The 26,549-nt window shown below is 71.4% G+C and carries 24 protein-coding genes; 18 read left to right on the top strand and 6 right to left on the bottom strand.

The annotated features are described in order from the left end of the window. Positions 1–53: 53 nt before the first annotated feature. Positions 54–1,325: an MFS transporter gene (locus tag ACE3O1_RS01530; RefSeq protein WP_374311724.1), complete on the top strand. Its 1,272-nt coding sequence runs from the start codon at positions 54–56 to the stop codon at positions 1,323–1,325. After that, a complete protein-coding gene (locus ACE3O1_RS01525) occupies positions 1,322–2,932 on the top strand; it encodes an amidohydrolase (protein WP_374311722.1) in 1,611 nt (536 codons plus the stop codon). The genes ACE3O1_RS01530 and ACE3O1_RS01525 overlap by 4 nt, the downstream gene beginning before the upstream one ends. A 24-nt stretch (positions 2,933–2,956) precedes the next feature. Here ACE3O1_RS01525 and ACE3O1_RS01520 read toward each other — a convergent pair whose 3' ends face one another. The 4 genes from ACE3O1_RS01520 to dnaK are packed head-to-tail and all read right to left on the bottom strand — an operon-like array spanning position 2,957 to position 6,934. After that, positions 2,957–3,433: a heat shock protein transcriptional repressor HspR gene (locus tag ACE3O1_RS01520; RefSeq protein ID WP_374311720.1), complete on the bottom strand. Its 477-nt coding sequence runs from the start codon at positions 3,431–3,433 to the stop codon at positions 2,957–2,959. Positions 3,434–3,447: 14 nt separating this feature from the next. After that, the gene (locus ACE3O1_RS01515) at positions 3,448–4,443 is read right to left on the bottom strand and encodes a DnaJ C-terminal domain-containing protein (protein ID WP_374311717.1); all 996 of its coding nucleotides are present in this window, start codon (positions 4,441–4,443) and stop codon (positions 3,448–3,450) included. A 17-nt stretch (positions 4,444–4,460) separates the two neighbouring features. Next, positions 4,461–5,066 (bottom strand): nucleotide exchange factor GrpE, encoded by a 606-nt coding sequence (locus tag ACE3O1_RS01510; RefSeq protein WP_374311715.1) that lies wholly within the window; start codon positions 5,064–5,066, stop codon positions 4,461–4,463. A 2-nt stretch (positions 5,067–5,068) separates the two neighbouring features. Continuing rightward, positions 5,069–6,934: a molecular chaperone DnaK gene (gene dnaK, locus ACE3O1_RS01505; protein ID WP_374311713.1), complete on the bottom strand. Its 1,866-nt coding sequence runs from the start codon at positions 6,932–6,934 to the stop codon at positions 5,069–5,071. 490 nt (positions 6,935–7,424) lie between these two features. Between dnaK and ACE3O1_RS01500 the strand changes: the two genes are divergently transcribed. Continuing rightward, on the top strand, positions 7,425–8,897 hold the full coding sequence (locus ACE3O1_RS01500) for an MFS transporter (RefSeq protein WP_374311711.1): 1,473 nt from the start codon (positions 7,425–7,427) through the stop codon (positions 8,895–8,897). Positions 8,898–8,918: 21 nt separating this feature from the next. On the opposite strand, the gene ACE3O1_RS01495 is transcribed toward ACE3O1_RS01500, so the two are convergent. Continuing rightward, positions 8,919–9,467: a MarR family winged helix-turn-helix transcriptional regulator gene (locus ACE3O1_RS01495; protein ID WP_374311709.1), complete on the bottom strand. Its 549-nt coding sequence runs from the start codon at positions 9,465–9,467 to the stop codon at positions 8,919–8,921. A gap of 108 nt (positions 9,468–9,575) precedes the next feature. On the opposite strand from ACE3O1_RS01495, the gene ACE3O1_RS01490 reads away from it, so the two are divergent. The 15 genes from ACE3O1_RS01490 to ddaH all read left to right on the top strand — a co-directional run bounded on the left by ACE3O1_RS01490 (position 9,576) and on the right by ddaH (position 24,981). Then, positions 9,576–10,418: a MarR family winged helix-turn-helix transcriptional regulator gene (locus ACE3O1_RS01490; RefSeq protein ID WP_374311707.1), complete on the top strand. Its 843-nt coding sequence runs from the start codon at positions 9,576–9,578 to the stop codon at positions 10,416–10,418. Positions 10,419–10,578: 160 nt separating this feature from the next. Next, positions 10,579–11,274 (top strand): sirohydrochlorin chelatase, encoded by a 696-nt coding sequence (locus tag ACE3O1_RS01485; RefSeq protein WP_374311705.1) that lies wholly within the window; start codon positions 10,579–10,581, stop codon positions 11,272–11,274. A 186-nt stretch (positions 11,275–11,460) separates the two neighbouring features. Continuing rightward, the gene (locus ACE3O1_RS01480) at positions 11,461–13,197 is read left to right on the top strand and encodes a nitrite/sulfite reductase (RefSeq protein ID WP_374311702.1); all 1,737 of its coding nucleotides are present in this window, start codon (positions 11,461–11,463) and stop codon (positions 13,195–13,197) included. Next, positions 13,194–13,937 carry a phosphoadenylyl-sulfate reductase gene (locus tag ACE3O1_RS01475; RefSeq protein ID WP_374311700.1) on the top strand — a complete coding sequence of 248 codons (744 nt, stop codon included), beginning with the start codon at positions 13,194–13,196 and terminating at the stop codon, positions 13,935–13,937. The genes ACE3O1_RS01480 and ACE3O1_RS01475 overlap by 4 nt, the downstream gene beginning before the upstream one ends. Beyond that, positions 13,934–14,857: a sulfate adenylyltransferase subunit CysD gene (gene cysD, locus ACE3O1_RS01470; protein ID WP_374311698.1), complete on the top strand. Its 924-nt coding sequence runs from the start codon at positions 13,934–13,936 to the stop codon at positions 14,855–14,857. The genes ACE3O1_RS01475 and cysD overlap by 4 nt, the downstream gene beginning before the upstream one ends. Then, positions 14,857–16,173, top strand: coding sequence for a sulfate adenylyltransferase subunit 1 (locus ACE3O1_RS01465; protein ID WP_374311696.1), 1,317 nt, complete (start codon positions 14,857–14,859; stop codon positions 16,171–16,173). The genes cysD and ACE3O1_RS01465 overlap by 1 nt, the downstream gene beginning before the upstream one ends. A gap of 47 nt (positions 16,174–16,220) precedes the next feature. After that, positions 16,221–17,288, top strand: a complete 1,068-nt coding sequence (locus ACE3O1_RS01460; RefSeq protein ID WP_374311694.1) for an ABC transporter substrate-binding protein — start codon at positions 16,221–16,223, stop codon at positions 17,286–17,288. A 134-nt stretch (positions 17,289–17,422) separates the two neighbouring features. After that, positions 17,423–18,148, top strand: a complete 726-nt coding sequence (locus ACE3O1_RS01455) for an ABC transporter ATP-binding protein (RefSeq protein ID WP_374311798.1) — start codon at positions 17,423–17,425, stop codon at positions 18,146–18,148. Beyond that, positions 18,138–19,055, top strand: coding sequence for an ABC transporter permease (locus ACE3O1_RS01450; RefSeq protein ID WP_374311692.1), 918 nt, complete (start codon positions 18,138–18,140; stop codon positions 19,053–19,055). Before ACE3O1_RS01455 ends, ACE3O1_RS01450 begins: the two co-directional genes overlap by 11 nt. Next, entirely contained in the window at positions 19,052–19,885 is an 834-nt protein-coding gene (cobA, locus tag ACE3O1_RS01445; protein WP_374311690.1) for a uroporphyrinogen-III C-methyltransferase, read from the top strand. The genes ACE3O1_RS01450 and cobA overlap by 4 nt, the downstream gene beginning before the upstream one ends. Beyond that, positions 19,882–21,282, top strand: a complete 1,401-nt coding sequence (locus ACE3O1_RS01440) for an FAD-dependent oxidoreductase (RefSeq protein ID WP_374311688.1) — start codon at positions 19,882–19,884, stop codon at positions 21,280–21,282. Before cobA ends, ACE3O1_RS01440 begins: the two co-directional genes overlap by 4 nt. Next, the gene (gene fdxA / locus ACE3O1_RS01435) at positions 21,279–21,599 is read left to right on the top strand and encodes a ferredoxin (RefSeq protein WP_374311686.1); all 321 of its coding nucleotides are present in this window, start codon (positions 21,279–21,281) and stop codon (positions 21,597–21,599) included. Before ACE3O1_RS01440 ends, fdxA begins: the two co-directional genes overlap by 4 nt. A 25-nt stretch (positions 21,600–21,624) precedes the next feature. Continuing rightward, positions 21,625–22,734 (top strand): succinyldiaminopimelate transaminase, encoded by a 1,110-nt coding sequence (gene dapC, locus ACE3O1_RS01430; protein ID WP_374311684.1) that lies wholly within the window; start codon positions 21,625–21,627, stop codon positions 22,732–22,734. A gap of 185 nt (positions 22,735–22,919) precedes the next feature. After that, positions 22,920–24,215, top strand: coding sequence for a citrate synthase (locus tag ACE3O1_RS01425; protein ID WP_374311682.1), 1,296 nt, complete (start codon positions 22,920–22,922; stop codon positions 24,213–24,215). Between the two features lie 4 nt (positions 24,216–24,219). Further along, positions 24,220–24,981 carry a dimethylargininase gene (gene ddaH / locus ACE3O1_RS01420; protein ID WP_374311680.1) on the top strand — a complete coding sequence of 254 codons (762 nt, stop codon included), beginning with the start codon at positions 24,220–24,222 and terminating at the stop codon, positions 24,979–24,981. Positions 24,982–25,020: 39 nt separating this feature from the next. On the opposite strand, the gene dapD is transcribed toward ddaH, so the two are convergent. Beyond that, positions 25,021–25,977 (bottom strand): 2,3,4,5-tetrahydropyridine-2,6-dicarboxylate N-succinyltransferase, encoded by a 957-nt coding sequence (gene dapD / locus ACE3O1_RS01415; protein WP_374311678.1) that lies wholly within the window; start codon positions 25,975–25,977, stop codon positions 25,021–25,023. Positions 25,978–26,549 lie beyond the last annotated feature (572 nt).

The raw sequence follows: 26,549 nt of genomic DNA, 5'->3' as shown, positions 1-26,549 counted from the left end.
CGCGCCGCCGGTTCCCCGCACATCGTCGTGCACGAGACGACAGGAAGACACCCATGACCACCGACTCCACCGTGCGCCTGCCGCTGCGCTTCCCCACCGCGGCCGCGACCTTCGCCATCGGCATCGCCGGCTACCTCGGCGTGAACCTCTCGCCGTACATGATCACCGCCTTGCAGACCGGGTTCGCCGTCGACGTGCTCACCGCGAGCTGGATCGTGACCGCGACCCTGCTCGCGACCGCCGTCACCGGGCTCGCCACCGCACCGCTGTGCGCCGGAGCGCACCGCCGCACGGTCGCCCGGATCGGCCTCGCCGCATCCCTCCTCGGCTTCCTCGCCGCCGCGCTGGTCCCCTCGCCCGGCATCGTGATCGCGGGACTCATCGTGGGTGGCATCGGCGCCGGCGGCGCCGTGTCCTCGGCGGGCGCGGCGCTGGCAGCGTTCCGCAACCCCGACCGGGTGGCCGGGTTCAACGGGCTCGCCAACCGCGGCGTCATCACGATCGTGCTGGCGGTCATCCCGCTCCTCGGCCTCGCTCCCCTCGACGTCTTCGGAGCGCTCGCTCTCTTCAGCCTGATCGGGCTGGTCGCCGTCGGCTGGCTGCCCGCCGCGCCGGTGGCCGATCCGCAGGCGGGCGCCGCCGTCCCCGAGGCGATGCCCGTCGAGGTCCCGTCGACCGCGACCCTCGGCACGGTGCGCGCGCCGCGCCCCGCCTCTCGCGTCGTGACGGTCGCGGGCTTCGTGCTGCTCGTGACCTTCGCGCTGTGGGCGGTCAGCGAGGACTCGCTGTGGGCGATGGCCGGCGTCATGGGCGCCGAGCAGGCCGCCCTCACGCCGGAGGGCCTCGGGCTCGCGCTGAGCGGGGCGACCGCCGGCGGCCTGGTCGGCTCACTGCTGCTCATGGCCGTGGGCAACCGCCTCGGCCGCGCCGTGCCGCTGGCGGTGCTCCTGGTGCTCGGCGGAGCGCTCAAGATCGCCCTCGGCTTCGTCACCGACCCGACGACCTTCATCGTGGTCTTCATCGTCTGGAACACGATCTATGCGATCGCCTTCATGTACTTCGTCTCGACCTCGGCCGCCCTCGACGCGGACGGCCGCTGGTCGGGCCCGCTCCTCGCGGTCTACCTCGTCGGCTCGGCGCTGACCCCGGTGATCGGCGCGGCGCTCGTCGATCTGCTCGGCTTCGAGGGATTCGCGATCGCCCTGGGCGTGGCGAGCTTCGTGCTCGCGGTGCCGGCGTTCGCCGTGGCGGCGATCTCGACGCGGGCGGAGCGGGATGCGACGACCCGGCCCGCCGTCGAGAGCCCCGAGGCGGTGAGCGCATGACCACGCTCTACACCGGTGGCCGCGTCTTCACGGCCGGCGACGATCGCTGGGCCGAGGCGTTCGTGGTCGAGGGCGACCGTCTCGGCTTCGTCGGTGACGCCGCCGGCGCCCGCGCGGCCGCGGGAGATCACGCGGAGGTCGTGGACCTCGGGGGGCGGCTCGTGGTGCCCGGATTCACCGACGCGCACACGCACCTCGTGATGATGGGCGAGGCACTCGGACGCGTCGGGCTCACCGACGCCCGCACGGTGGACGAGATCCAGGCCCGGCTGCGCTCCGCCCCGCGCATCGGCGGGCGCGTGCTCGGTCGCGGCTGGCTCTTCGACTCGGTGCCGGGAGGCGCCCCGACCGCCGCGATGCTCGACGCGGCGGTGCCCGACGTCCCGGTGTACCTCGACGCGAACGACTATCACTCGGTATGGGTCAACACGGCCGCCCTCACCGAGATGGGGATCACGCGCGACACCCCCGACCCCCACGGCGGGCGCATCGGCCGCGATGCCCACGGCGAGCCGGACGGCATGCTCTACGAGACCGCCGCGCAGCTGCATGTCTGGACCTTCCTCGCCGAGCAGACGAGCGATGCCGATCGCGATGAGGCGGTCGAGCGGATGCTGCGCGCCTACGCCGCGAGCGGCGTCACGGGCGCGGTCGACATGGCGTTCGACGACCTCGGCCTCGCGGCGCTGCGGCGGGCCACGGAGCGCCGAGGCGGACGGCTCCCGCTGCGCGTCGCAGCGCACTGGTTCGTCGACAACGCCGGCGACGACGAGGCCAATATCGCGCAGGTCGCGCGTGCAGCCGAACTGGCCCGCGAGGTGGATTCGCCGTGGCTTCGAGTGGTGGGGATCAAGCTCGTGGTCGACGGCGTGATCGACGCCTGCACGGCCGGGATGCGGCATCCGTACTCCGACGGATCGAACGCCGACCCGATCTGGTCGCCCGAGCGGATCGCGCCCGTCGTCGCCGCCGCCGACGCGGCGGGACTGCAGGTCGCCCTGCACGCCATCGGGGATCTCGCGAGCGACATCGCCCTCGACGCCGTCGAGCACGCCGCCGCGGTCAACGGCGACCTGCCCCGCCGGCATCGCATCGAGCACCTCGAGTACGCGGCACCGGGCACCGCCGAGCGCATGGCCCGCCTCGGCGTGACGGCGTCGATGCAGCCCGTCCACGCCGATCCCGCGATCTTCGACAACTGGGCGGCGATGCTCGGCGACGAGCGGGTGGACCGCGCGTTCGCGTGGCCGGAGTACGTCGCGGCAGGCGCGCTGCTGGCCTTCTCGACGGATGCCCCGACCGCCCCGTTCGAGGCGCTCCCGAACATGTACATCGCGGCGACCCGCAAGTCGGCGCTCGACCCGTCGTTCGCGCCGCGGCATCCGCAGTTCGCGCTTCCCCTCGAGGATGCGATCGGCCACGCGACGCGGGATGCCGCGGCGTCCGTCGGCGACGGGGAGGTACGCGGCCGCCTCGAGCCGGGGCTCGCCGCGGACTTCGCGGTGATCGACGCCGACCCGTTCGCCGACGGGCCCGAGGTGCTCCTCACGGCCCGCGTCGTGCGCACGGTCGTCGCAGGACGGACGGAGTACGACGCGGACGCCTGACCCGCGCCGGTCAGGCTCGGGCGCTCACGCGTCGCGCGGCTCGTCGGCGCCGTCGCCGGCGCTCTCCTCGAGCTGGTGCCGGGGTCGCCAGACGACGAGCTCGGTCGCCCGTCGCACGCGGGTCCCGCTGCGCAGGGTCACGACGGCCCCGGTCGCGCCGGCGGCGAAGACGCGCGCGCCGGGGCGTCGCTCGAGCTCGACGCGCACGCGCTCCTCGAGGTCGCGCACGCGGCCGTGGAGCTCGCGCACGCGGTCCTCGAGCTCGAGGATGCGCACGATCGCCGGGAGGCCGATGCCCTCGGCCGACATGCGGGCGACCTCGCGCAGCTGCGCGACGTGGCGCAGGGAGTAGCGACGCGAGCCGCCCGGCGTCCGCGCGGGGACGACCAGGCCGAGCCGGTCGTACTGGCGCAGCGTCTGCGGGTGCATGCCCGAGAGCTCGGCGGCGACGGCGATCGCGAAGATCGGCGCGTCGTCGTCGATGTCGTGCTGCTCGCCCATGCCGGTCACATCCTCTAGCCCCGCGCCCTCGACATGAGGTCGGCGCGCGGGTTCTCCTTGGGTTCGAGCTCGTGGTACCGCTCGAGCGCCTCGCGGGCGGCGTCGTCGAGGTGCGCCGGCACCGCCACCTGCACCTCGGCGAGCAGATCGCCGGTGCCCTTGGCGTTCTCGACTCCGCGGCCCTTCACGCGCAGCACGCGACCCGACGGCGTGCCGGGCGCGACCCGCAGCTTCACGGGGTCGCCGCCGAGCGTCGGGACCTCGATCGTGGCACCCAGGGCGGCCTCGGTGAAGGTCACCGGCACGGTGACGCGCAGATTCAGCCCGTCGCGGGTGAACACCGGATGCGGCCGCACCGTGACCTGCACGACGATGTCGCCCGCCTCGCCGCCGTCCGGGGACGGGCGGCCGCGCCCGCGCAGCCGGATCTTCTGGCCGTCGGAGACACCCGCGGGGATCTTCACCTTGAACGGACGGCCGTCCTCGCCCTGCAGCGTGATGGTCTCGCCCTTGGTCGCGGTGATGAAATCGATCGTCGTGCGCGCGGTGACGTCGGCGCCGCGTGTGGGGCCGCCGTAGCCGCGGTAGCCACCGGAGGCCTGGCCGAAGCGTCCCGTGCCGAACCCGCCCTGCTGCTGGTTGAACATCGAGAAGATGTCGTCGAAGTCGTCCGACTGGTAGCGGGTGCCCCCGCCGCGGCCCTGGTTGAACATGCTGAAGACGTCTTCGAAGCCGCCGTTGCCGCCCTGCCCGGCCGCGGTGAACCTCGCGCCGGAGCCCATCGCCCGGATCTGGTCGTACTCCTTGCGCTGCTCGGCGTCGGAGAGCACGGAGTACGCCTCGCTGATCTCCTTGAACTTCGCCTCCGCGGCGGCGTCACCCTGATTGGAGTCGGGGTGGTACTTCCGCGCCAGCTTGCGATAGGTCTTCTTCAGGTCGGCGTCGGAGACGTCCTTGGAGACGCCGAGGATCGCGTAGAAGTCCTTGTCGAACCAGTCCTGACTGGCCATGGATGCGCCTCCCGGATCTACTCGGCCGGCACGGCGACGACGACCTTCGCCGGTCGGAGCTCCACCGAGCCGAGGCGGTAGCCGGTCTCGACGACCTCGAGGATCGTCGGGGTCTCGACGCCGGGGGTCGGGGCCTGGAAGATCGCCTCGTGCTGCTGCGGGTCGAACACCTCGCCGGCAGCGCCGTAGGTGCTGAGGCCGATGCGCTCGGCGACGCCGCGCAGCTTGACGGCGACGGCAGCGAAGGGCGTGCCCTCCTCGAGGTCGCCGTGCTTGTCGGCGCGATCGAGGTCGTCGAGCACGGGGAGGAGGCCCTTGGCCACCGCGCCCTTGGCACGCTCGATCTCGACCTCGCGCTGCTCCTCGGTGCGCCGGCGGTAGTTGGCGTATTCGGCCTGCAGGCGCTTGAGGTCGTTCAGCAGCTGCGACTCGAGGTCGGCGATCACGGCGTCCTCGGCCGCGGCATCCGCGTTCTGGGTCGCGCCGAGGATGTCGTCGACCGTGAGCTCGTCGTTCTCGCCCTGTCCGTCCTGCGGGTCGGGGTCGGAGGCCTTCGCCTCCGACCCCTCCTCGTCCGGACGGACCTCGTCGCCCTGCGGCTCTTCGAAGTCCTTGTCGGCCATGGTTACTTCTTCTCGTCCTCGTCGTCCACGACCTCGGCGTCGACCACGTCCTCGTCGGAGTCGGTCGGGGCCTGGTCGCCGGCGGGCTGATCCGACGGCGCGTCGGCCTGCTGGGAGGCCTGGTTGGAGGCGTAGATCGCCTCGCCGAGCTTGCCCTGGCTCTGGTTGAGCTTGTCGAACGCGGTCTTCACGGCCTCGTCGTCGTCGCCGGCCAGCGCCGTCTTGAGGGCGTCGACGTCGGCCTGAACCTCGGTCTTGACGTCCTCGGGCAGCTTGTCGTCGTTCTCCTTGATGAGCTTCTCGATCGAGTAGGACAGCGTCTCGGCCTGGTTGCGCACCTCGGCGGCTTCGCGGCGCTTCTTGTCCTCGGCGGCGTGCTCCTCAGCCTCGCGCACCATGCGCTCGATGTCGTCCTTGGGCAGCGACGAGCCGCCGGTGATCGTCATCGACTGCTCCTTGCCGGTGCCCTTGTCCTTCGCCGACACGTGGACGATGCCGTTCGCGTCGATGTCGAACGTGACCTCGATCTGCGGGATGCCGCGCGGTGCCGGGGCGATGCCGGTGAGCTCGAAGGTGCCCAGCGGCTTGTTGTCGCGGGTGAACTCGCGCTCGCCCTGGAAGACCTGGATCGCGACCGACGGCTGGTTGTCGTCGGCGGTCGTGAAGGTCTCGCTCCGCTTGGTCGGGATGGCGGTGTTGCGCTCGATGAGCTTCGTCATGATGCCGCCCTTGGTCTCGATGCCGAGGCTCAGGGGGGTGACGTCGATGAGCAGCACGTCCTTGCGCTCGCCCTTGAGGACACCGGCCTGCAGGGCGGCGCCGACGGCGACGACCTCATCCGGGTTCACGCCCTTGTTGGGCTCCTTGCCGGCCTCGCGCTGCACGAGCTCGCTCACGGCGGGCATGCGGGTCGAACCGCCGACGAGCACGACGTGGTCGATGTCGGCGACCTTGATGCCAGCCTCGCGGATGACGTCCTCGAACGGCTTCTTGGTGCGGTCGAGCAGGTCCTTCGTGAGGTCCTCGAACTTGGCGCGGGTGATCGTCTCGGAGAGCGAGACGGGGCCCGAGTCGGTGAGCGACAGGTAGGGCAGGTTCACGCTCGTCGAGGTCGACGACGAGAGCTCCTTCTTCGCCTGCTCGGCTGCCTCCTTGAGGCGCTGCAGCGCGATCTTGTCGCCCGAGACGTCGACGCCGGTGGTGTCCTTGAACTGCTTGATGAAGTAGTCGACGAGGCGCTGGTCCCAGTCGTCGCCGCCGAGGCGGTTGTCACCCGCGGTCGATCGCACCTGGATGGTGGAGAAGTCGTCGTCCTTGCCCACTTCGAGCAGCGAGACGTCGAAGGTTCCGCCACCGAGGTCGAAGACGAGGATGAGCTCGTCCTCCTTGCCCTTGTCGAGGCCGTAGGCCAGGGCCGCGGCGGTGGGCTCGTTGATGATGCGCAGCACGTTGAGGCCCGCGATCTCGCCGGCCTCCTTCGTGGCCTGACGCTCGGCGTCGTTGAAGTAGGCCGGGACGGTGATGACGGCATCCGTCACCGTGTCGCCGAGGTACTGCTCGGCGTCGCGCTTCAGCTTCTGCAGGATGCGGGCCGAGATCTCCTGGGGCGTCCACTTCTTGCCGTCGACGTCGAACGTCCAGTCGGTGCCCATGTGGCGCTTGACGGACGAGACGGTGCGGTCGACGTTCGTGACGGCCTGTCGCTTGGCGGTCTCGCCGACGAGCACCTCGCCGTCCTTGGTGAATGCGACGACCGAGGGGGTCGTGCGGAAGCCCTCGGCGTTGGCGATGACCTTGGGCTCGCCGCCTTCGAGGACGCTGACGACCGAGTTGGTCGTACCGAGATCGATTCCGACAGCACGTGCCATGTTTGTCTCTCTTTCGTGTGGTGATGGGAAGTCTGGGGGCGGCATCCACTCGAGGAGTTGAGCCGCGATGACTCAAGGCTACTCACGCCGTCTCAGCCTGTCAAATGAACTTGATATGAGACGGCTCAAGTTTCGCGCCCCCGCTCGAGAGGGCGGGAATGAGACCGTCTCGTTTACGTATGTGAGTTCGCGGTCACATGGCGCCATGTGAGTTCCGGGTCACATGGGGCTATGTGAGTTCGGGGTCACACAGCCCCATGTGAGTTCGGGGTCACACCTGCAGCCGCACGGTGGTTCCGGCCACATGGGTATGTGAACGCGAACTCACATACGAAAAGCGGAGGGGCGCCAGGCCGAGAGGTCAGGATCGGTGCCCGTCAATCCGCACGGCCGCGGCGCGGCGGGCACTAGCGTGGGCCTTGCGTCGTGATGTGGCGACGCACCCGCCGGCGCCACCCGCCGTTCATCGAAGGGGCCTACCGTGACGAGCATGGGACCCGAGTCTTCCCCCGAGCAGCCGATCTTCCGCACGCCGGCGCCGCCGGCGGCGGCAAACACGGGGGCGATCCGGCCGTTCGCCGATGTGTTCCAGGAGGCCGGCTCCGAGAAGCCGGTCCCCCGCAAGCGGGTGTTCTCGTGGGCGCTGTGGGACTGGGCGACGCAGCCGTTCAACTCCGTGCTCCTCACCTTCGTGTGGGTGCCGAGCTTCCTCGTCTCGTCCTTCTTCCTCGCCCCGGCCGTCGCCGCCACCGGCATCGTGGACGGCGAGGAGATCGACTGCGACACCTCCGCGAACGCGCTGACGGAGTTCTGCCGCGCCCTCGGCGGGCTCGACGCGAATCTCGGCTGGGGCATCATGGTCGCCGGCATCCTGATCGCGCTGCTCGCACCCGTTCTCGGTCAACGCGCCGACGCGACCGGGCGCCGCAAGCTGATGCTCGGCATCTTCACGGGGCTGCTGATCCTGTGCCAGCTCGCCATGGCCTTCATCCCCGGCACGCCGTCGCTGTTCTGGTTCGGCGTCGCCATGATCGCGTTCGGCAGCGTCGTGGGCGAGATCGCCGGGGCGAACTACAACGCGCTTCTCGTCTCGGTGTCGACGCCGAAGACCGTCGGCCGGGTCTCCGGCCTGGGGTGGGGCTTCGGCTACATCGGCGGAATCGTCGCGCTGGTGATCGTCGTCGGACTCATCCTCGGCGGCGTGCTCGACGGCACGCAGGCGATCACATTCCAGCTCATCGCCGCCGGGGCGACCGTCTGGACGATCCTGTTCTCCATCCCGATCTTCCGCAACGTGCCCGAGCCGCCGCCATCACCCGACGCCAAACGCGTCGGCTTCTTCGCCGGCTATGTCGAGCTCATCCGGTCGGTCGGGCGGCTCTGGCGCGAGCACCGTCCGACGCTGTGGTTCCTGCTGGCATCGGCCGTCTATCGGGACGGCCTCGCGGCAGTGTTCACGTTCGGGACCGTGATCGCCGCCCGCGTGTTCGGGTTCGGCTTCACAGATCTCGTGATCTTCGGCGTCGCCCTCAACCTCGTCGCCGGCGTCTCGACGATCCTCGCCGGCCGCCTGGACGATCGCTTCGGACCCAAGGCGGTGATCCTCTTCGCGATCGGCGGCATCATCGCGTGCTGCCTCGCCGTCTTCATCGGCGCCGGCGCCGGCAAGGGCCTGTTCTGGGCAGCGGGGCTCGTGCTGGCCGCACTCGTCGGTCCCGCCCAAGCGGCCTCGCGCTCCTTCCTCGCACGGGTGACGCCGGTCGGCCAGGAGGGCGAGATCTTCGGTCTCTATGCGACGACGGGACGGGCGGCGAGCTGGATGGCGCCGCTGCTGTGGGGCCTGTTCATCGCGATCGCCGGCAATCAGACGCTCTACGGCATCCTCGGCATCGCCGTCATCCTGGCGATCGGCTTCGTGCTGCTGCTGTTCGTGAAGGCGCCCCCGCGCCACGCGCAGGCCTGAGGCGCCGCGCGACTGGGGAAGTCAGGCTCCCGGCCACGCGTCGGCGAGCTTGGTCAGCAAGCGGGCGAGGTCGGAGCGCTCGGCGTCGCTGAATTCCGCGAGCGCCGTGTCGACCGCCTCGCGGCGCTCCCCGCGGAACCCTCGAACGAGGGCGGCCCCGGCATCCGTCAGCGCGACCCGGGTGCGGCGAGCATCCTCGGGATCGGCCTCGCGACGCACGAGGTCGAGCTGGAAGGCCTGCTGCACGAGACGCGACGCGCGCGGCTGATCGACCCCGACCGCGTCGGCGATCTCGCCGACGGAGAGCGGATGCGACGCTGCCGCCAGCGCCTCGAGCAGCCGCAGGCGCGCGGGACCTCCGAAACGCGGCGGGCCACCCCACGGCCCCGGCCCGTGACCGTGATGCGGGCCCCCCATCCCCCACGGCTGGCCACGCCGTCCGTGGTGCATCGGGCCGTGGTCGTGCGAGTCCGGCCCGCCCTCCCACGGCGGCCGGGGCAGACGCCTGCCGCGCAGGCGGGCGAGCGCGGCGGCGATGGCGTCGGCGGGATCGGCGGGCTGCTGCGGCATCCTTCCAACTTACATGCGACTTGACATACATCGCGAGAGCATGTCACAGTACATATACATGCATTTCGACATGTAATCAGCGGCTCCGGCCGCACGAAAGGACTTCTCATGAACGACGACATCACCGATGACACGACGGCTCCCGTCGAGCAGCCCGCCGCACAGCGTCCGCTGGGCTACTGGCTCCGCCTCGTCGACGGGCTCATCTCACGCGAGTTCGCCGCCGCCTTCGAGGGCGAGAGCGTCACCCGCCGGGACTGGATGCTGCTGAACGCCCTGTCCGGCGAGGTCGGGGCCCCGGGCCTCAGCGAGCGCCTCGCCCGCAAGGGAGGCAAGCGCCTGCGCCGGCTCGAGCAGCTCGGCTGGGCCGAGGAGCAGGGCGACGGCACGTGGGCGCTGACCGATGCCGGGCGCGAGGCGAAGGAGCGTCTCGGCGAGGCCGTGAGCGGCATCCGCTCGCGCGTCGCCGGCGCCGTCAGCCCCGAGGACTACGCGACGATGCTCGCCTCGCTCGAGGCCATCGCCCGAGACCTCGGCTGGGACGAGACCCAGCCGTTCCCCCGCGGGCGCGGCTTCGGACCGGGGCGCTTCGGCGGCCCGTGGCCGTTCCGCCCCGAGATCCGCTTCGGTTTCGGCCCGAACCGCCACCACGGCTTCGCGCCGGGACACCCGGGGTTCGCCGACGCGTGGGGCGCTGACGACGGATGCCGCGGCCACCACGGTCCCGCGATGCACGGCCACGCCGGGCACGAGCACCGGCACGGCCACCACGGCCACGCCGGGCACGAGCACGGCCACGGCGAGCACGGCCACGGCGAGCACGGCCACGGCGAGCACCGGCACGGCCACGCCGCCCGCAAAGCGCAGCGCGCGTACGAGCGCGGTTTCGCGGCCGGCTTCGGCGCAGGCCAGACGGTCCCCGGCGCCCCCGCTGCAGACCCGGCCGCCTGACGGCGCGACGCTGCGTCGAGGCGCGGGGAGAAATACCACTCCCCGCGCCCGTGACCGCGCCCGAGCGACGAGATCTCCCCTGCGATTCACGGCGCCGCCCCTCCGGGGTGGCGCCGTCTTCGTCACACGGGCGTCACACGGGCGGAGCAGAATGGACCCGATGACCACCCCCGCGCTTCTCGCGATCTCCCACGGCACCGCCTCGCCCGAGGGACAGGCGGCCGTGGCCGCGCTCGTCGCGGCCGTCGCCGAGCGCCTGCCCGACGTCACGGTGCGGCTCGGTCATGTCGACGTGCAGCAGCCGGATGTCGCGGCGTCCCTCGACGCCCTCCCCGCCGGGCAGCCGGTCGTGATCGTGCCGCTGCTGCTGTCGGCCGGGTACCACGTGCGGGTGGACCTGAAACAGCAGACCGCCGGCCGTGACGGCGTGACCATCGCAGCCGCGCTCGGCCCGGACGCGCGGCTCGTCGACGCCCTCCTCGCCCGCCTCGCGCCGCTCGACGTTGCGCCGGACGACGCCGTCGTGCTGGCGGTCGCGGGCTCGAGCGACGACCGCGCGAACGACGACTGCCGCCGGATCGGCGAGATGCTCGGCGATCGGCTGGGACGCGATGTCGCAGTCGGCTTCCTCGCGGCCGCCGACCCGCGGGTCGGTGCGGCCGTGTCGACCGCGCGGACCCACGCCCCGGCGCGCGTGATCGTCGCGAACTACCTGCTCGCGCCGGGCTACTTCCACGATCTCGCCGTGCGTCTGGCCGACGGCTCCCCCGTCGCGCGCCCCCTCCTCGACGACGACCCGCCCCCGGCATCCCTCGTCGACATCGTCGTCGACCGCTATCGCCACGCGCTTTCCTGACACCCCGGTTCACCGGTTGGTGCATCGGGTCCGAAAAGCTCGGGTGCAAGGTGTGTGACGCCGGATTACGCACGGTGACGTCCGTTGACGCTCGGATAGGCCGAGCCCCGCGCCGCTTCTAATCTCGCGGCAGGGGCTCGATAGAGTCCGCCCCCGGGGACGCCCGGGGACACCCCGGAGGCCACCGTGACCATCAGCGACACCGACCCGCGCCCAGCGGCGCCGCACAATGCGCGTGCGGCCGCACGCCCCCCGCGGCCGTCGTCCAAGCCCAACGGGCAGTGGAAGATCGACGGCACCGCGCCGCTCAACGGCAACGAGGAGTGGAAGCAGCAGGACGGCGGCCTCGCCGTGCGCGAGCGCATCGAGAACGTCTACGCGGCCGGCGGGTTCGACTCGATCGATCCGACCGACCTGCACGGGCGATTCCGGTGGTGGGGGCTCTACACGCAGCGCAAGCCCGGCATCGACGGCGGCCGCACCGCGACGCTCGAGCCGCACGAGCTCGAGGACCGCTACTTCATGCTGCGCGTGCGCATCGACGGCGGCCAGCTCACGACCGAGCAGCTGCGGGTCATCGCCGGCATCTCCACCGAGTTCGGCCGTGACACCGCCGACCTCACCGATCGCCAGAACATCCAGCTGCACTGGATCGAGGTCGAGGCGATGCCCGAGATCTGGCGCCGTCTCGAGGCGGTCGGACTCGGCACGACCGAGGCGTGCGGCGACGTTCCGCGCGTGGTCCTCGGCTCGCCGGTCGCCGGCATCGCCGCCGACGAGCTCATCGACCCGACGCCGCAGATCGACGAGATCACGTCGCGGTTCATCGGAGACGAATCCCTCGCCAATCTGCCCCGCAAGTTCAAGTCCGCGATCACCGGGCACCCGAGCCAGGACGTGGTGCACGAGATCAACGACGTCGCCTTCGTCGCCGTGGACCACCCCGAGCGGGGAGTCGGCTACGACCTCTGGGTCGGCGGCGGACTCTCCACCGCTCCCCGCCTGGCGGAGCGCCTGGGCGTCTTCGTCGCGCCGGAGCAGGTGGCGGATGCCTGGCACGGCGTCGCGCAGATCTTCCGTGACTACGGCTACCGCCGCCTGCGCAACAAGGCCCGCCTGAAGTTCCTGCTGGCGGAGTGGGGCACCGAGAAGTTCCGCCAGGTGCTGCAGGACGAGTACCTCGGCTACGCCCTCCCCGACGGGCCCGCCGCGCCGAAGCCGCTCACGCAGGGCGACCACGTCGGCGTGCACCGCCAGAAGGACGGCCGCTTCTACCTCGGGGTCACCCCGATCGTCGGCCGCGTCTCCGGACCGACACTCGCGAAGCTCGCCGACCTCATCGAGGCGCACGGCTCCACGCGCCTGCGCACGACGCCTCACCAGAAGCTCGTGATCCTCGACATCGACGAGGACCGCGTCGAGTCGCTCATCGCCGGCCTCGACGAGCTCGGCCTGTCGGCTCGCCCGAGCCTCATCCGCCGCGGCACGATCGCCTGCACCGGCATCGAGTTCTGCAAGCTCGCGATCGTCGAGACAAAGGCCTATGCCACGGCGGCCGTGCTCGATCTGGAGGAGCGCCTCGCTCAGTTCGACCTGCCGCATCCGATCTCGCTGCACGTCAACGGCTGCCCCAACTCGTGCGCACGGATCCAGACGGCCGACATCGGCCTCAAGGGCCAGCTCGTCACGATCGACGGCGAGCAGGTGCCGGGCTACCAGGTGCACCTCGGCGGCGGGCTCGCCAACGCCGACCGCGAAAATCCGGGACTCGGGCGCACCGTCCGCGGCCTCAAGGTCGCCGCCGACGGCATCGCCGACTACACCGAGCGCGTGGTCAAGAGGTTCCTGGCGGAGCGGGATGCCGCTGCCGACGAGACCTTCGCGCAATGGGCGCACCGGGCCGACGAGGAGGCGCTGCAATGACCGTCTCGGCGCCGGCGCGCGTGCCCGTCAAACGCACCCGCGAGGAGCTCGCCGCCCTCGCCGAGGCGGGGAACCGCGAACTCGGCAGCCTCACCGACCACGAGGCATCCGCCGCCGAGGTGGTGGCGTGGGTCGCCCGCAACTTCTCGATGACGGCGGCGGCGGTCGCCTGCTCGATGGCGGATGCGGCTCTTCCGCACCTCGTGGCCGAGCAGCTTCCCGGCGTGGACGTGCTGTTCCTCGACACCGGGTATCACTTCACCGAGACGTACGCCACGCGCGACGAGGTGCAGCGCGCGCTCGACGTGCGGATCGTCGACATCACCCCCGACCAGACCGTGGCCGAGCAGGACGCGGAGTTCGGCGCGAAGCTGCACGACCGAGACCCCGCGCTGTGCTGCGCGCGCCGAAAGGTCGCGCCCCTCCACGAGGCGCTCGACGGGTACGAGGTGTGGTTCACGGGCGTGCGTCGCGACGAGGCGCCGACGCGCACGGGCACACCGCTGGTGACCTGGGACGAGCGCAACGGGCTGGTCAAGGTCAACCCCGTGGCGGCGTGGAGCTTCGACGACGTGCTCTCCTACGCCGCCGCGCACAAGGCGCCGGTGAACCTGCTCGTCGGCTTCGGCTACCCCTCGATCGGCTGCGCGCCGTGCACGAAGCCGGTCGCCGCCGGCGAAGACCCCCGGTCCGGCCGCTGGGCCGGGACCTCGAAGACCGAATGCGGGCTCCACGTATGACCGACACGATCGCGACTCCGCGCGCCGCCGCCCTCTCGACGCTCGACCTGCTCGAGGCCGAGGCCATCCACGTGATCCGCGAGGTGGTGGCCGAGTTCGAGCGGCCGGTGCTGCTGTTCTCGGGCGGCAAGGACTCCGTCGTCGTGCTTCACCTGGCCACGAAGGCCTTCGCGCCGGGCAGGGTGCCGTTCCCGGTGCTGCACGTGGACACCGGCCACAACTTCCCCGAGGTGCTGGCCTTCCGCGACGAGACCGTCGAGCGACTCGGCATCCGTCTCGAAGTGGCGCGCGTGCAGGACTACATCGACGACGGTCGGCTGGCCGAGCGCGCGGACGGCACCCGCAACCCGCTGCAGACGCTCCCCCTCCTCGACGCGATCGCCGCCGGTCGCCACGACGCCGTCTTCGGCGGCGCCCGACGCGACGAGGACAAGGCGCGCGCCAAGGAGCGCATCATCTCGCTGCGGGACGAGTTCGGGCAGTGGGACCCGCGCAACCAGCGCCCGGAGCTCTGGAGCCTGTACAACGGCCGCCACACCCCGGGTCAGCACGTGCGCGCGTTCCCGATCTCGAACTGGACAGAGCTCGACGTCTGGCGCTACATCGAGCGTGAGGGCATCCCCCTCCCGCCGCTGTACTTCGCGCACGAGCGCGAGGTCTATGCCCGGGACGGCATGTGGCGCCCGGTCGGCGAGTTCTCGCCGCCGCGCGCGGACGAGACCGTCGAGCTCCGCACGGTGCGCTACCGCACCGTCGGCGACATGAGCTGCACCGGGGCGGTGGAATCGGATGCCGCAGACCTCGCCGCGATCGTGTCCGAGGTGGCCCGCTCCACCCTCACCGAGCGCGGCGCGACCCGCGCCGACGACCGCCTCAGCGAGGCGGCCATGGAAGACCGCAAGAAGGACGGGTACTTCTGATGACCGCGACGCTCACCTCGACCGGGACCCTGTTCCGCTTCGCCACCGCGGGATCGGTCGACGACGGGAAGTCCACCCTCGTTGGCCGGCTCCTCCACGACTCCAAGGCGATCCTCGCCGACCAGCTCGAGCAGGTGCAGCGCACCTCCGCCGAGCGCGGGTTCGCCCACGGCGAGGTCGACTTCGCGCTGCTGACCGACGGCCTGCGCGCCGAGCGCGAGCAGGGCATCACGATCGACGTCGCCTACCGCTACTTCTCGACCGGCACGCGCTCGTTCGTGCTCGCGGACTGCCCGGGGCACGTGCAGTACACGCGCAACATGGTCACGGGCGCGACGACCGCCGACGCCGTCGTCGTGCTCGTCGACGGGCGCAAGGGCGTGCTCGAGCAGACCCGGCGTCACCTCGCCGTCGTCGCGCTGCTGCGCGTGCCGCACGTCATCGTCGCGGTGAACAAGATCGACCTGATCGGATTCTCGGCGGATGCCTTCACCGCCGTCGCCGACCAGGCCCGGGCGGTCGCGGCCGAGCTCGGCATCCTCGATCTCCACGTGCTGCCCGTGTCGGCGCTCGAGGGCGACAACATCGTCGACCGGTCCGCGCGCACCCCGTGGTACAACGGCCCCGCCCTGCTCGAGCTGCTGGAGACGCTCCCCGTCGCCGATGAGGCCGACCGCGAGCTCGAGCCGCTTCGCCTGCCGGTGCAGCTGGTGCTGCGGCCGCAGGGCGGCCTGGCTCCCGAGGTCGCCGCCGACCCGGCCGAGGTCGAGCGCCTGCGCGACTACCGCGCCGTCGCCGGACGCATCTCGTCGGGCTCCGTCCGCGTCGGGGACAGGGTCGAGATCTTCCCCGCGGGCATCGCGGCGACCGTGACCGGCATCCGCTCGGCGGGTACCCCCGTCGATGAGGCCGTCGCGCCCCTGTCGGTGTCGCTCGAGTTCGACCGCGACATCGACGCCGCACGCGGCGCCCTCGTGGTGGCCGCCGGCACCCTCCCGGCCCCCCGCCGGGAGGTCGAGGCCGAGCTCTTCCAGCTCGACGCGCGGCCGCTCACCCCCGGCGTGCGTGTGCTGGTGAAGCACGGCACGACCACGGTGCAGGCGATCGTCGCGCAGATCGAGTCGCGCTACGACCTCGACACGCTCACCCACGGGCCCGCACAGACGCTGCAGACCAACGACATCGGCCGGGTGCGCCTGCGCCTCGCGTCCGATCTGCCCATCGAGGCCTACCAGCAGAGCCGCCACGGCGGTTCGTTCCTCGTCATCCATCCGTCCGACGGCGCCACCCTCGCCGCCGGCATCGCGCGCGACTGACGCGCACCCACTCATCGAAGCAACACCGGCCTGAAGGAGGCGACACCGTGAACAACATCCGCACCGCGACCGCGATCACAACCCTGGGACTCGTGGCAGCGATGATGGCCGGCTGCGCCTCCGCCGCCGGGAGCACCCCCGAGGCCGAAGAGGTCACCGAGCTGCGGCTCGGCTACTTCGCCAACGTCACGCACGCGCCCGCTCTCGTCGGGCTCGAGGAGGGGCTGTTCGAGGACGCCCTGGGCGACATCGACGTGACCACGTCGGTCTTCAACGCCGGCCCGGGCGCGATCGAGGCGCTGACCGCCGGCGCCATCGATGCGACCTACATCGGGCCCAACCCGTCGATCAACACCTTCATCCAGTCGGGTGGCGCGTCGGCGCGCATCGTGGCCGGCGCGGCGACCGGAGGCGCGGCACTCGTCGTGGCGGACGGGATCGACAGCCCCGAAGACCTCGCGGGCACGACACTCGCCTCGCCGCAGCTGGGCAACACGCAGGATGTCGCGCTGCGCGTCTGGCTCGCCGACCAGGGATACCAGACCGACGTGTCCGGCGGCGGCGACGTCTCGGTCACACCGACCGAGAACGCGCAGACCCTGACGCTCTTCCAGCAGGGCGACCTCGACGGCGCGTGGCTCCCGGAGCCGTGGGTGTCCCGCCTCGTGATCGACGAGGGCGCCGAGGTGCTGGTCGACGAGGCGGAGCTGTGGCCAGAGGGCGAGTTCCCGACCACGGTGCTGCTCGTGCGCGCGGAGTTCCTCGAGGAGCACCCCGACGTGGTCGAGCAGCTGCTCGAGGGCCACGTCGCCGCCGTGCAGTGGATCGCCGACAACCCCGGCGAGGCGCCCGGCGTGATCAACGCGGCCATCGAGGCCGAGACCGGCAAGCCGCTCTCCGACGCCGTGATCGAGCGTGCGCTCGAGCACGTGACCTTCTCGGCCGACCCTCACGCCGACACGTTCGAGACGCTCGTCGCCAACGGCCTCGAGGCCGGCACACAGAAGGAGGGCTCGATCGACGGCCTGTTCGACCTGCGCCTCCTGAACGGCCTGCTCGAGGCATCCGGAACCGAGCCCGTCTCGGCAGCCGGCCTGGGTGAGGACTCGCCGTGACATCAGTTCCCCGCCGCGCGTCCGGTGTCGTGTCGCCTTCGGGCGACGCGGCGCCGGGTCGCGGCATCCCCCTCGGGCCGAGCTTCGACGGCGTCGCGCCGGTCCTCGCACCGCCGCCCGCCCCGGAGCCCGCCGTGCGCATCGACGGGGTCTCCAAGCGGTTCGGCGACGGGCCGCTCGTGCTCGACGACGTCGCACTCGACATCGCCCCGGGCGAGTTCGTGTGCCTGCTCGGGGCCTCCGGCTGCGGCAAGTCGACGCTGCTCAACCTCATCGCCGGCCTCGACCGTCCCACGTCGGGCCGCATCTCGACGCCGGCAGCCGGCTCGGCGGTCATGTTCCAGGAGTCGGCGCTCATGCCCTGGCTCACCGCGCGCCGCAACGTCGAGCTGGCGCTGCGCCTCCGCGGCGTCCCCCGCCGCGAGCGCCGCGAGAAGGCGCTGTCGCTGCTGGATGCCGTGAACCTGACGGATGCCGCCGAGAAGCGCCCGCACGAGCTCTCGGGCGGCATGCGGCAGCGCGTGGCACTCGCTCGCGCACTCGCGCAGGACCGTCCCGTCCTGCTCATGGACGAGCCGTTCGCCGCGCTCGACGCCATCACGCGCGACCTGCTCCACGAGGAGCTCGAGCGCGTGTGGCGGGCGACCGGCCGCACCATCGTCTTCGTCACCCACAACGTCCGCGAGGCCGCGCGCCTCGGCCAGCGCGTGGTGCTCATGGGCAGCCGGCCGGGCCGGGTGGTGCAGGAGTGGACGATCGCCAAGACCCACGGTCGCCGTATCGAATCGCCCGAGGTCGCCGCCCTCTCCGTGGAGATCACCGACCAGCTGCGGAAGGAGATCCGCCGCAATGCCGCCTGAAACAGCACTCCGGCAGGGAGCAGGCGCCGCCGAGGCGCACTCCGACGACCTCCGCAGCCTCGAGGCGGGGCTCGATCGCCTGCAGTCCGACGTGGCTGCCCGCCCCTCCCGCTGGAAGGCCTTCGCCTCCAGCGTGATCCCGCCGATCGTCTTCCTCGTGCTGCTGCTCGTCGTGTGGCAGCTCTACGTCGTCATCGCCCAGCCGCGTCCCGACATCATCCCCAGCCCGGCGGACGTGTGGGGCGCCCTCGCCGACGCGTGGGAGTCCGGCCGCCTGCAGGAGGCCGTCACCACCAGCCTCGAGCGGGGCATTCTGGGCTTCCTCATCGCGATCGTGGTGGGCACGCCGATCGGCCTGCTCCTGGCGGAGGTCCGTCTCATCCGCCGTGCGGTCGGCCCGCTCATCTCCGGCCTGCAGGTGCTGCCCTCGGTGGCGTGGGTGCCGGCGGCGATCATCTGGTTCGGGCTGTCGGACGCCACCGCGTACTTCGTGATCCTCATGGGCGCCATCCCTTCGATCGTGAACGGACTCATCTCGGGTATCGACCAGGTGCCCCCGCAGCTGCGCCGCGTGGGCACCGTGCTCGGAGCCTCGCGTTGGCAGCTGGCGACCGTCGTCGTCCTGCCGGCCGCGCTCCCCGGCTACTTCGCCGGGCTGAAGCAGGGCTGGGCCTTCGCGTGGCGCTCGCTCATGGCAGCGGAGATCATCGCCACCGGCGGCACCATCGGGTTCGGCCTCGGCTCGATGCTCGACCAGTCGCGCGACCTCGCCGACCTCGCCGGCGTGCTCGCGACCATCATCGTGATCCTCGTCATCGGCGTGCTGATCGAGCTCGTGTTCTTCGGCCCGTTGGAACGGCGGATGCTGCGCCGCCGCGGGCTCCTCGTGACGGGCGGTGCGCGATGACCCTCGGGAACGCTCAGAAGGGCGGCGGCAAGGTGTGGCTCGTGGGGGCCGGTCCCGGCGACCCCGGGCTCCTCACCGTCCGGGGCCTGCGCGCGCTCGAGCGGGCGGACGTCATCGTGGCCGACCGGCTGGGCGCCCGCGCGGTGCTCGACGGCCTCGCCGCGGAGGGCGTCGAGCTCGGCGCCGAGATCATCGACGTCGGCAAGCTGCCCGGGCATCACGCCGTGCCGCAGGACGCGATCAACGCACTGCTCGTGCAGCTCGGCCGCGACGGCAGGAACGTGGTGCGGCTCAAGGGCGGCGACCCGTACGTGTTCGGCCGCGGCGGCGAGGAGCTCGCCGCGTGCCAGGACGCGGGCGTCGAGGTGGAGGTGGTCGCGGGCATCACCAGCGCGATCTCCGTCCCGGCGATCGCCGGCATCCCCCTCACGCACCGCGGGGTCGCGACCGCCTTCACCGACGCGACCGGGCACGACCAGATCCGCGACCTCGGCGGCGGACGCGACCACACGGTCGTGCTGCTGATGGGCGTCGGCACCCTCGCCCACTCGGCCCTCATCCTGGCCCGGGGCGAGCGCGGCGCCGACTGCCCCGTGGCGGTCGTCGAGGACGGCTTCGGCCCGCGCCAGCGGGTGACCGTGGGAACGCTCGCCTCGATCGCGGAGCAGGCGGCCGCGCGCGGCATCCGCTCCCCCGCCGTCGTCGTCGTCGGCGACGTCGTGCGCCTCAGCCCGTACGCGCCGGCCGCGCTCGCCACACTCGACACCTCGACCTTCGATCCCCTCGCGGCCCCCGCCACGAGCCCGACCGGAAAGGCCCACCTCTCGTGAGCTCTTCGACCCTCTCCCGCCTGCGCGTCGCGATCGTCGGCGCCGGCCCCGCCGGCATCTACGCCGGCAACATCCTCGCGAACTCCGTCGCCGAGGCCGGCGGATCGGTCGCGATCGACCTGTTCGAGTCGCTTCCGGCGCCCTACGGCCTCATCCGCTACGGCGTCGCCCCCGACCACCCGCGCATCAAGGGGATCGTCACCTCGCTGCACGAGATGCTCTCCGCCGGCACCATCCGCTTCATCGGCAACGTCGAGATCGGGCGCGACATCGCCCTGGACGAGCTGCAGGAGCGCTACGACGCCGTGATCCTCGCGACCGGGGCCATCCGCGACGCGGCGCTCGACATCCCGGGCATCGATCTGCCCGGATCGTACGGTGCGGCCGACTTCGTCGCCTGGTACGACGGCCACCCCGACGTGCCCACCGAGTGGCCGCTGGACGCGGCGGAGGTCGCCGTCATCGGCAACGGGAACGTGGCGCTCGACGTCGCACGCGTGCTCGCGAAGCACGCCGTCGACCTGCGCCCGACCGAGATCCCCGACAACGTGCTCGCCGGTCTCGAGTCCTCGGCCGTCACGGACGTGCACGTGTTCGGCCGCCGAGGTCCCGGCGACATCAAGTTCACCCCCATCGAGCTGCGCGAGCTCGGGGAGGTCCCGAACGTCGACATCGTCGTTCACGACGAGGACTTCGCGGACGCCGATCCCGCGGCCGCCCCGAACAACCAGCTGAAGGTCATGCTGCGCATTCTCAACGGGTGGCGCACGCGCGAGTCGAGCGGCGCCACGCGTCGTCTGCACCTGCACTTCTACCACTCGCCCGTCGAGGTGCTCGGCGACGGGCGCGTCGAAGGTGTGCGCTTCGAGCGCACCGAGCCCGTGGGCGACGGCTCGGTCCGCGGCACGGGTGAGTTCCGCGAGATCGCCGTGCAGCAGGTCTATCGCGCCGTCGGCTACTACGGCACCCCCGTCGTCGACGCGCCCTTCGACGAGCGCGCGGGCGTGATCTCGAACATCGAGGGACGGGTCGTGAATGCCGCGATCACCGGCGACACGGATGCTCGCGTGGTCCGCGGCCTGTATGCGACGGGCTGGATCAAGCGCGGCCCCGTGGGGCTCATCGGTCATACCAAGTCCGACGCGATGGAGACCATCGCCCACCTGGTGGCGGATGCCGCGGCCGGCGTGCTGGCAGCACCCGCCGTCGACGGTGACGTCCTCGCGCTCCTCGACGAGCGCGACGTGGCCTACACGACGTGGGACGGCTGGCTGGCACTGGACGCGCACGAGCGGGCCCTCGGCGAGAACCACGTGCACACGCGCGAGCGCGTCAAGGTCGTCCCCCGCGACGAGCAGGTCTCGGTCTCGCGGGCGGGAGCGCTGATCCGGTCGTGACGTACATCATCGCGCTGCCGTGCGTGGACGTCAAGGACCGCGCCTGCATCGACGAGTGCCCGGTCGACTGCATCTACGAGGGCGAGCGATCGCTGTACATCCACCCCGACGAGTGCGTGGACTGCGGCGCCTGCGAGCCGGTCTGCCCCGTCGAGGCCATCTACTACGAGGACGACCTGCCCGACGAGTGGCAGGACTACTACAAGGCCAACGTCGAGTTCTTCGACGATGTGGGCTCGCCCGGCGGTGCAGCCAAGGTCGGCGTGATCCACAAGGACCACCCGATCATCGCCGCGCTCCCGCCCCAGGCTCCGTGATCCTCGTCACCGGGAGAGGGCGCTGATGGGCGTCGCGGACCTCGCGGACTACCCCTGGGACGCCGTCGCACCCTATGCGGCGCGCGCCCGCGCGCACGCCGGCGGCATCGTCGACCTCTCGATCGGCTCTCCCGTCGACGAGACCCCCGAGGTCGTCGCCGCGGCGCTGCGCACCGCGACCGACGCGCATGCGTACCCGCAGACGATGGGGACCGCGGCGCTGCGCGCGGCCATCGTCGACTGGTACGCCCGTCGGCGCGGCGTGACCGGCCTCACCCCCGATCATGTGCTGCCCACCGTCGGGTCGAAGGAGCTCGTCGCGCTGCTGCCGCTCCTGCTCGGACTGGGTCCGGGCGACGTCGTGGTGCATCCACGCGCCGCCTACCCGACCTACGAGGTAGGCGCGCGACTCGTCGGCGCCACGTCGGTCGCCTCCGACGACCCCGCCGAGTGGCCCGAGGCGACCCGGCTGGCGTGGGTCAACTCGCCCGGCAACCCCGACGGCCGGGTTCTCGGCGTCGACGCTCTGCGCGGTGCGGTGTCCCGCGCGCGTGAGCTCGGCGCGGTCCTCGCCTCGGACGAGTGCTACGCGGAGCTCGGCTGGGAGGCGCCCTGGGACGCCGAGCCGATCCCGTCCGCGCTCGACGCGCGGGTCACGGGCGCCGACCTCGACGGCGTGCTGTCGGTCTACTCGCTCAGCAAGCAGTCCAACCTCGCGGGGTACCGTGCCGCGTTCCTCGCGGGGGACCCGGCGATCGTCGCGAGACTCCTGACCGCGCGCAAGCACCTCGGACTCATGCTCCCCGCACCCGTCCAGGCCGCGATGGTCGCCGCGCTCGGCGACGACGGGCACGTCGCGGCGCAGCGGGAGCTCTACCGGCATCGCCGTGAGATCCTCAAGCCCGCGCTCGAGGCTGCCGGCTTCCGCATCGACGGCAGCGAGGCGGGCCTGTACCTGTGGGCCACCGAGGGCCGCGATGCGTGGGAGAGCCTCGACCGCCTCGCCGCGATCGGCATCCTCGCGGGTCCCGGTCACTTCTACGGAACGCACTTCCCGCAGCACGTGCGCCTGTCGCTCACCGCGCCCGACGAGCGGGTCGCCGCGGCGGCCGCGCGGCTCCGCGCCGGTTCGTGAGGAATCCTCCATCGGATGCCGCGTCCCTTTGGCCGTGTCCGCAGTAGGCGTACGAGCCCACTAGGCTGTAAGCACGCGGCGGCGCGGCAATCCCCGTCCCCGCTGCCGTCCTCAGTGAACGCGTCCTGTGCGTCCGCGAGGCGGACGACACCCCCCGGCACGACCAGGAATCGCGAGGAGGCGCCGTGAGCGACGCAGGCACCCAGCAGGAGAAGGCCACCCTCTCGATCGGCGACACGACGGCCGATTTCCCGGTGCTGCGCGGCACCGACGGCACTCCCAGCATCGACCTGTCGACGTTCACCCGGCAGACCGGGCACACCGCACTGGACTACGGATTCGTCAACACGGCGGCCACGAAGTCGGCGATCACCTACATCGACGGCGACGAGGGGATCCTGCGGTACCGCGGCTACCCGATCGAGCAGCTCGCGAAGAACAGCACCTATCTCGAGGTGGCCTGGCTGCTGATCTACGGCGAGCTGCCCACCGCCGACGAGCTCGCGGCCTTCGATGACCGCATCCGTCACCACACGCTCCTCCACGAGGACCTCAAGCGCTTCTTCTCGGCGCTTCCCCACACCGCGCACCCGATGTCCGTGCTCTCGTCCGCGGTGTCGGCGCTCTCGACGTACTACGAGAACGAGTCCGACCCGAACAATCCCGAGCACGTCGAGCTCAACACGATCCGGATGCTCGCGAAGCTCCCGGTCATCGCGGCCTATGCGCACAAGAAGAGCATCGGCCAGGCGTTCCTGTATCCCGACAACTCGCTGGGCTTCGTCGACAACTTCCTCAAGCTCAACTTCGGCGTGCTGTCGGAGCTCTACGAGGTCAACCCCGTCATGTCGCGGGCGCTGGAGCGTCTGCTGATCCTGCACGAGGACCACGAGCAGAACGCGTCCACCTCGACCGTGCGGCTCGTCGGCTCCACGGGTGCCAACCAGTTCTCGTCGATCTCGGCGGGCATCAACGCCCTGTACGGCCCGCTGCACGGCGGCGCCAACGAGGCCGTCCTCGACATGCTCGCGCGCATCCGCGACTCCGGCGAGAGCGTGCAGCGCTTCGTCGAGCGCGTGAAGAACAAGGAGGACGGCGTCAAGCTCATGGGCTTCGGTCACCGGGTCTACAAGAACTACGACCCGCGCGCGAAGCTCGTCAAGGAGTCCGCCGACGAGGTGCTGGAGGCGCTCGGCGTGAGCGATCCTCTCCTCGACCTCGCGAAGCAGCTCGAGGAGATCGCGCTGAAGGACGACTACTTCCGCGAGCGCCGCCTGTACCCGAACGTCGATTTCTACACCGGCGTGATCTACAAGGCGATGGGCTTCCCGACGCGCATGTTCACGGTGCTGTTCGCGATCGGACGGCTCCCGGGCTGGCTCGCCCAGTGGCGTGAGGCGGCGAGCGACCCGCAGACGAAGATCGGCCGCCCGCAGCAGCTGTACATCGGCGCGGGGGAGCGGAACTACCCCGGGATCTGAGCGGATGCCTCGGCTCCTGGTCCGCCGCCCCTCGCCGTCGCTCGCCGACGGCGAGCTGACGCATCTCGACCGCGTCGCCGTCGATCCGGCGCTCGCGCGATCGCAGTGGGAGTCGTACGTCGACCTGTTCCGGGCGCGCGGCTGGGACGTGATCGAGGTCGAGGCGGCCGACGATCAACCGGACGGCGTCTTCGTCGAGGACGCGGTCGTGGTCTTCGGCGAGCTCGCCGTGCTGTGCCGCGCCGGCGCCCCCTCCCGCCGCGGTGAGGCGCCCTCCGTGGCCGCGTCGATCGCGGCATCCGGCCTCCCGTCCGCACGGATCGAGGAGCCGGGGACTCTCGACGGCGGTGATGTCCTCAAGATCGGGACGACCGTCTACGTCGGTGAGTCGTCGCGCACGAACGCGGAGGGGATCGCACAGCTGCGATCGCTGCTCGAGCCCCGCGGCTGGACCGTCGTCTCGGTTCCCGTGACGAAGGTCCTGCATCTCAAGAGCGCTGTCACGGCCCTCCCCGACGGCACGGTCGTCGGCTACGCGCCGCTCGTGGACGATCCGGCGGCGTTCCCCGACTTCCTGGCGATCCCCGAAGAGCACGGCACGGCCGTCGTCGTCCTCGACGAGCGAACGGTGCTCATGTCGGCCGACGCGCCCGAGACGGCGGCGCTCCTGCGCTCCCGTGGGCTCGAGGTGGTGACGACACCCGTCACCGAGTTCGAGAAGCTCGAGGGCTGCGTGACCTGCCTGTCGGTCCGCGTGAGAGGGTGAGCGCCGCGCACCACCTGCCCGTGGCGGGCGACCGAGGGCTCAGGCGTGCAGCGCCTCGTTCAGCGTCACTCCCACGCCGGTGCGGCTGACGGCTTCGATCGCCCCCGTGATGGAGTTGCGCCGGAACAGGATGCCGTCGCGTCCGGACAGCTCCGCTCCCTTGACGGACACCGGCGTGCCGTCGGGGAGGGGCGGCCGGTCGACGAGCACGACCTTGGATCCTGCGGTGACGTAGAGCCCCGCCTCGACGACGCAGTCGTCGCCCAGCGAGATGCCGATACCGGCGTTCGCGCCGAGGAGCGTGCGAGCACCCACGGACACCTTGTGCGTGCCGCCGCCCGACAGCGTCCCCATGATGGAGGCGCCGCCGCCGATGTCGCTGCCGTCGCCGACGACCACGCCCTGCGAGATGCGGCCCTCCACCATGCTCTGGCCGAGGGTGCCGGCGTTGAAGTTCACGAAGCCCTCGTGCATCACCGTCGTGCCGGGGGAGAGGTGCGCACCCAGCCGGACGCGCGAGGCGTCGGCGATCCGCACGCCGGGGGGCGAGACGTAGTCGAGCAGGCGTGGGAACTTGTCCAGACTCTGCACCTGGATGCCCTCGCGCACGAGGAACGGCCGCAGGCGCGTGAGCGTGTCGGGGTGCATGGGGCCGGCGTTGGTCCAGGCCACCGTCGGGAGGTGCGCGAAGATCCCGTCCAGGTTGACCTCGTTCGGCGCGAAGAGCCGGTGTGACAGCGCATGCAGCCGCAGGTACGCGTCCGACGTCGAGGTGGGAGGACTGTCGGCGTCGATCTCGACGGTCACGACGTCGACGGTCACCGCACGGCGCGCGTCGGGGACGGCGAGACGGTCGAGCTCATCCGGGGGCATGGCGGGGTCGAAGCCCAGCGGAAGCCGGCCGGCTTCGGGGGAGGGATACCACGTGTCCAGCACCGTGCCGTCTTCGGCGGTCGTCGCGAGGCCGACGCCCCATGCCCATCGTTCGTCGCTCATGTCTCCACGCTAGCGCCGTCCTCGTGACCTCGACGAGGCGTTGCAGAGGGTGACCGCCGCAGGAATCCGGAGGTTTCGGGGAGCAATGCGCGGGCGATCAGGACTTCTGCGGAGCCGCTCCCGTCGGTCCCCGACGCGACACGCCCGGGGCGCAAGCCCGATTCGCCCGTGGCGCCGATGTCGCGTAATGTTCTTGTTGTTCGCCCCACAGGGAAGCGGAGAGGCCCAGAGCCTTACCCCCCTCAAGCGGCGGACCACCTCCCCTTCAGACCACCTCATTGAGGTGGTGGACCTCCGGGTCTAGAATGGGAGTCTTCCCCTCGGAGCGCGGGCCATCCGCCGTCGCCATCGGACCCTCGCAGGTCCCGGCGCGTCGGTTTGACACGGAAGCCGAGGCGGATAAGATTGTGAAGTTGCCCTGCTGGGCTGGCTGTGAGGCTGGTTGGTGGGTGCGTCCGATCCTTGAGAACTCAACAGCGTGCACTTGTCAAATGCCAAATAACCTCGTCGGTCAGTTTTTCTGATCGTTGGGATTCCTTTGGATCAAAGACCGATCCCTTTTGGGGGTCGGC

Origin of the sequence: Microbacterium sp., from assembly GCF_041909575.1 — a bacterium.
Taxonomy (GTDB): domain Bacteria; phylum Actinomycetota; class Actinomycetes; order Actinomycetales; family Microbacteriaceae; genus Microbacterium.
Note: the sequence above shows the minus strand (reverse complement) of the source record. Positions and strands in the feature narration are given on the sequence as shown.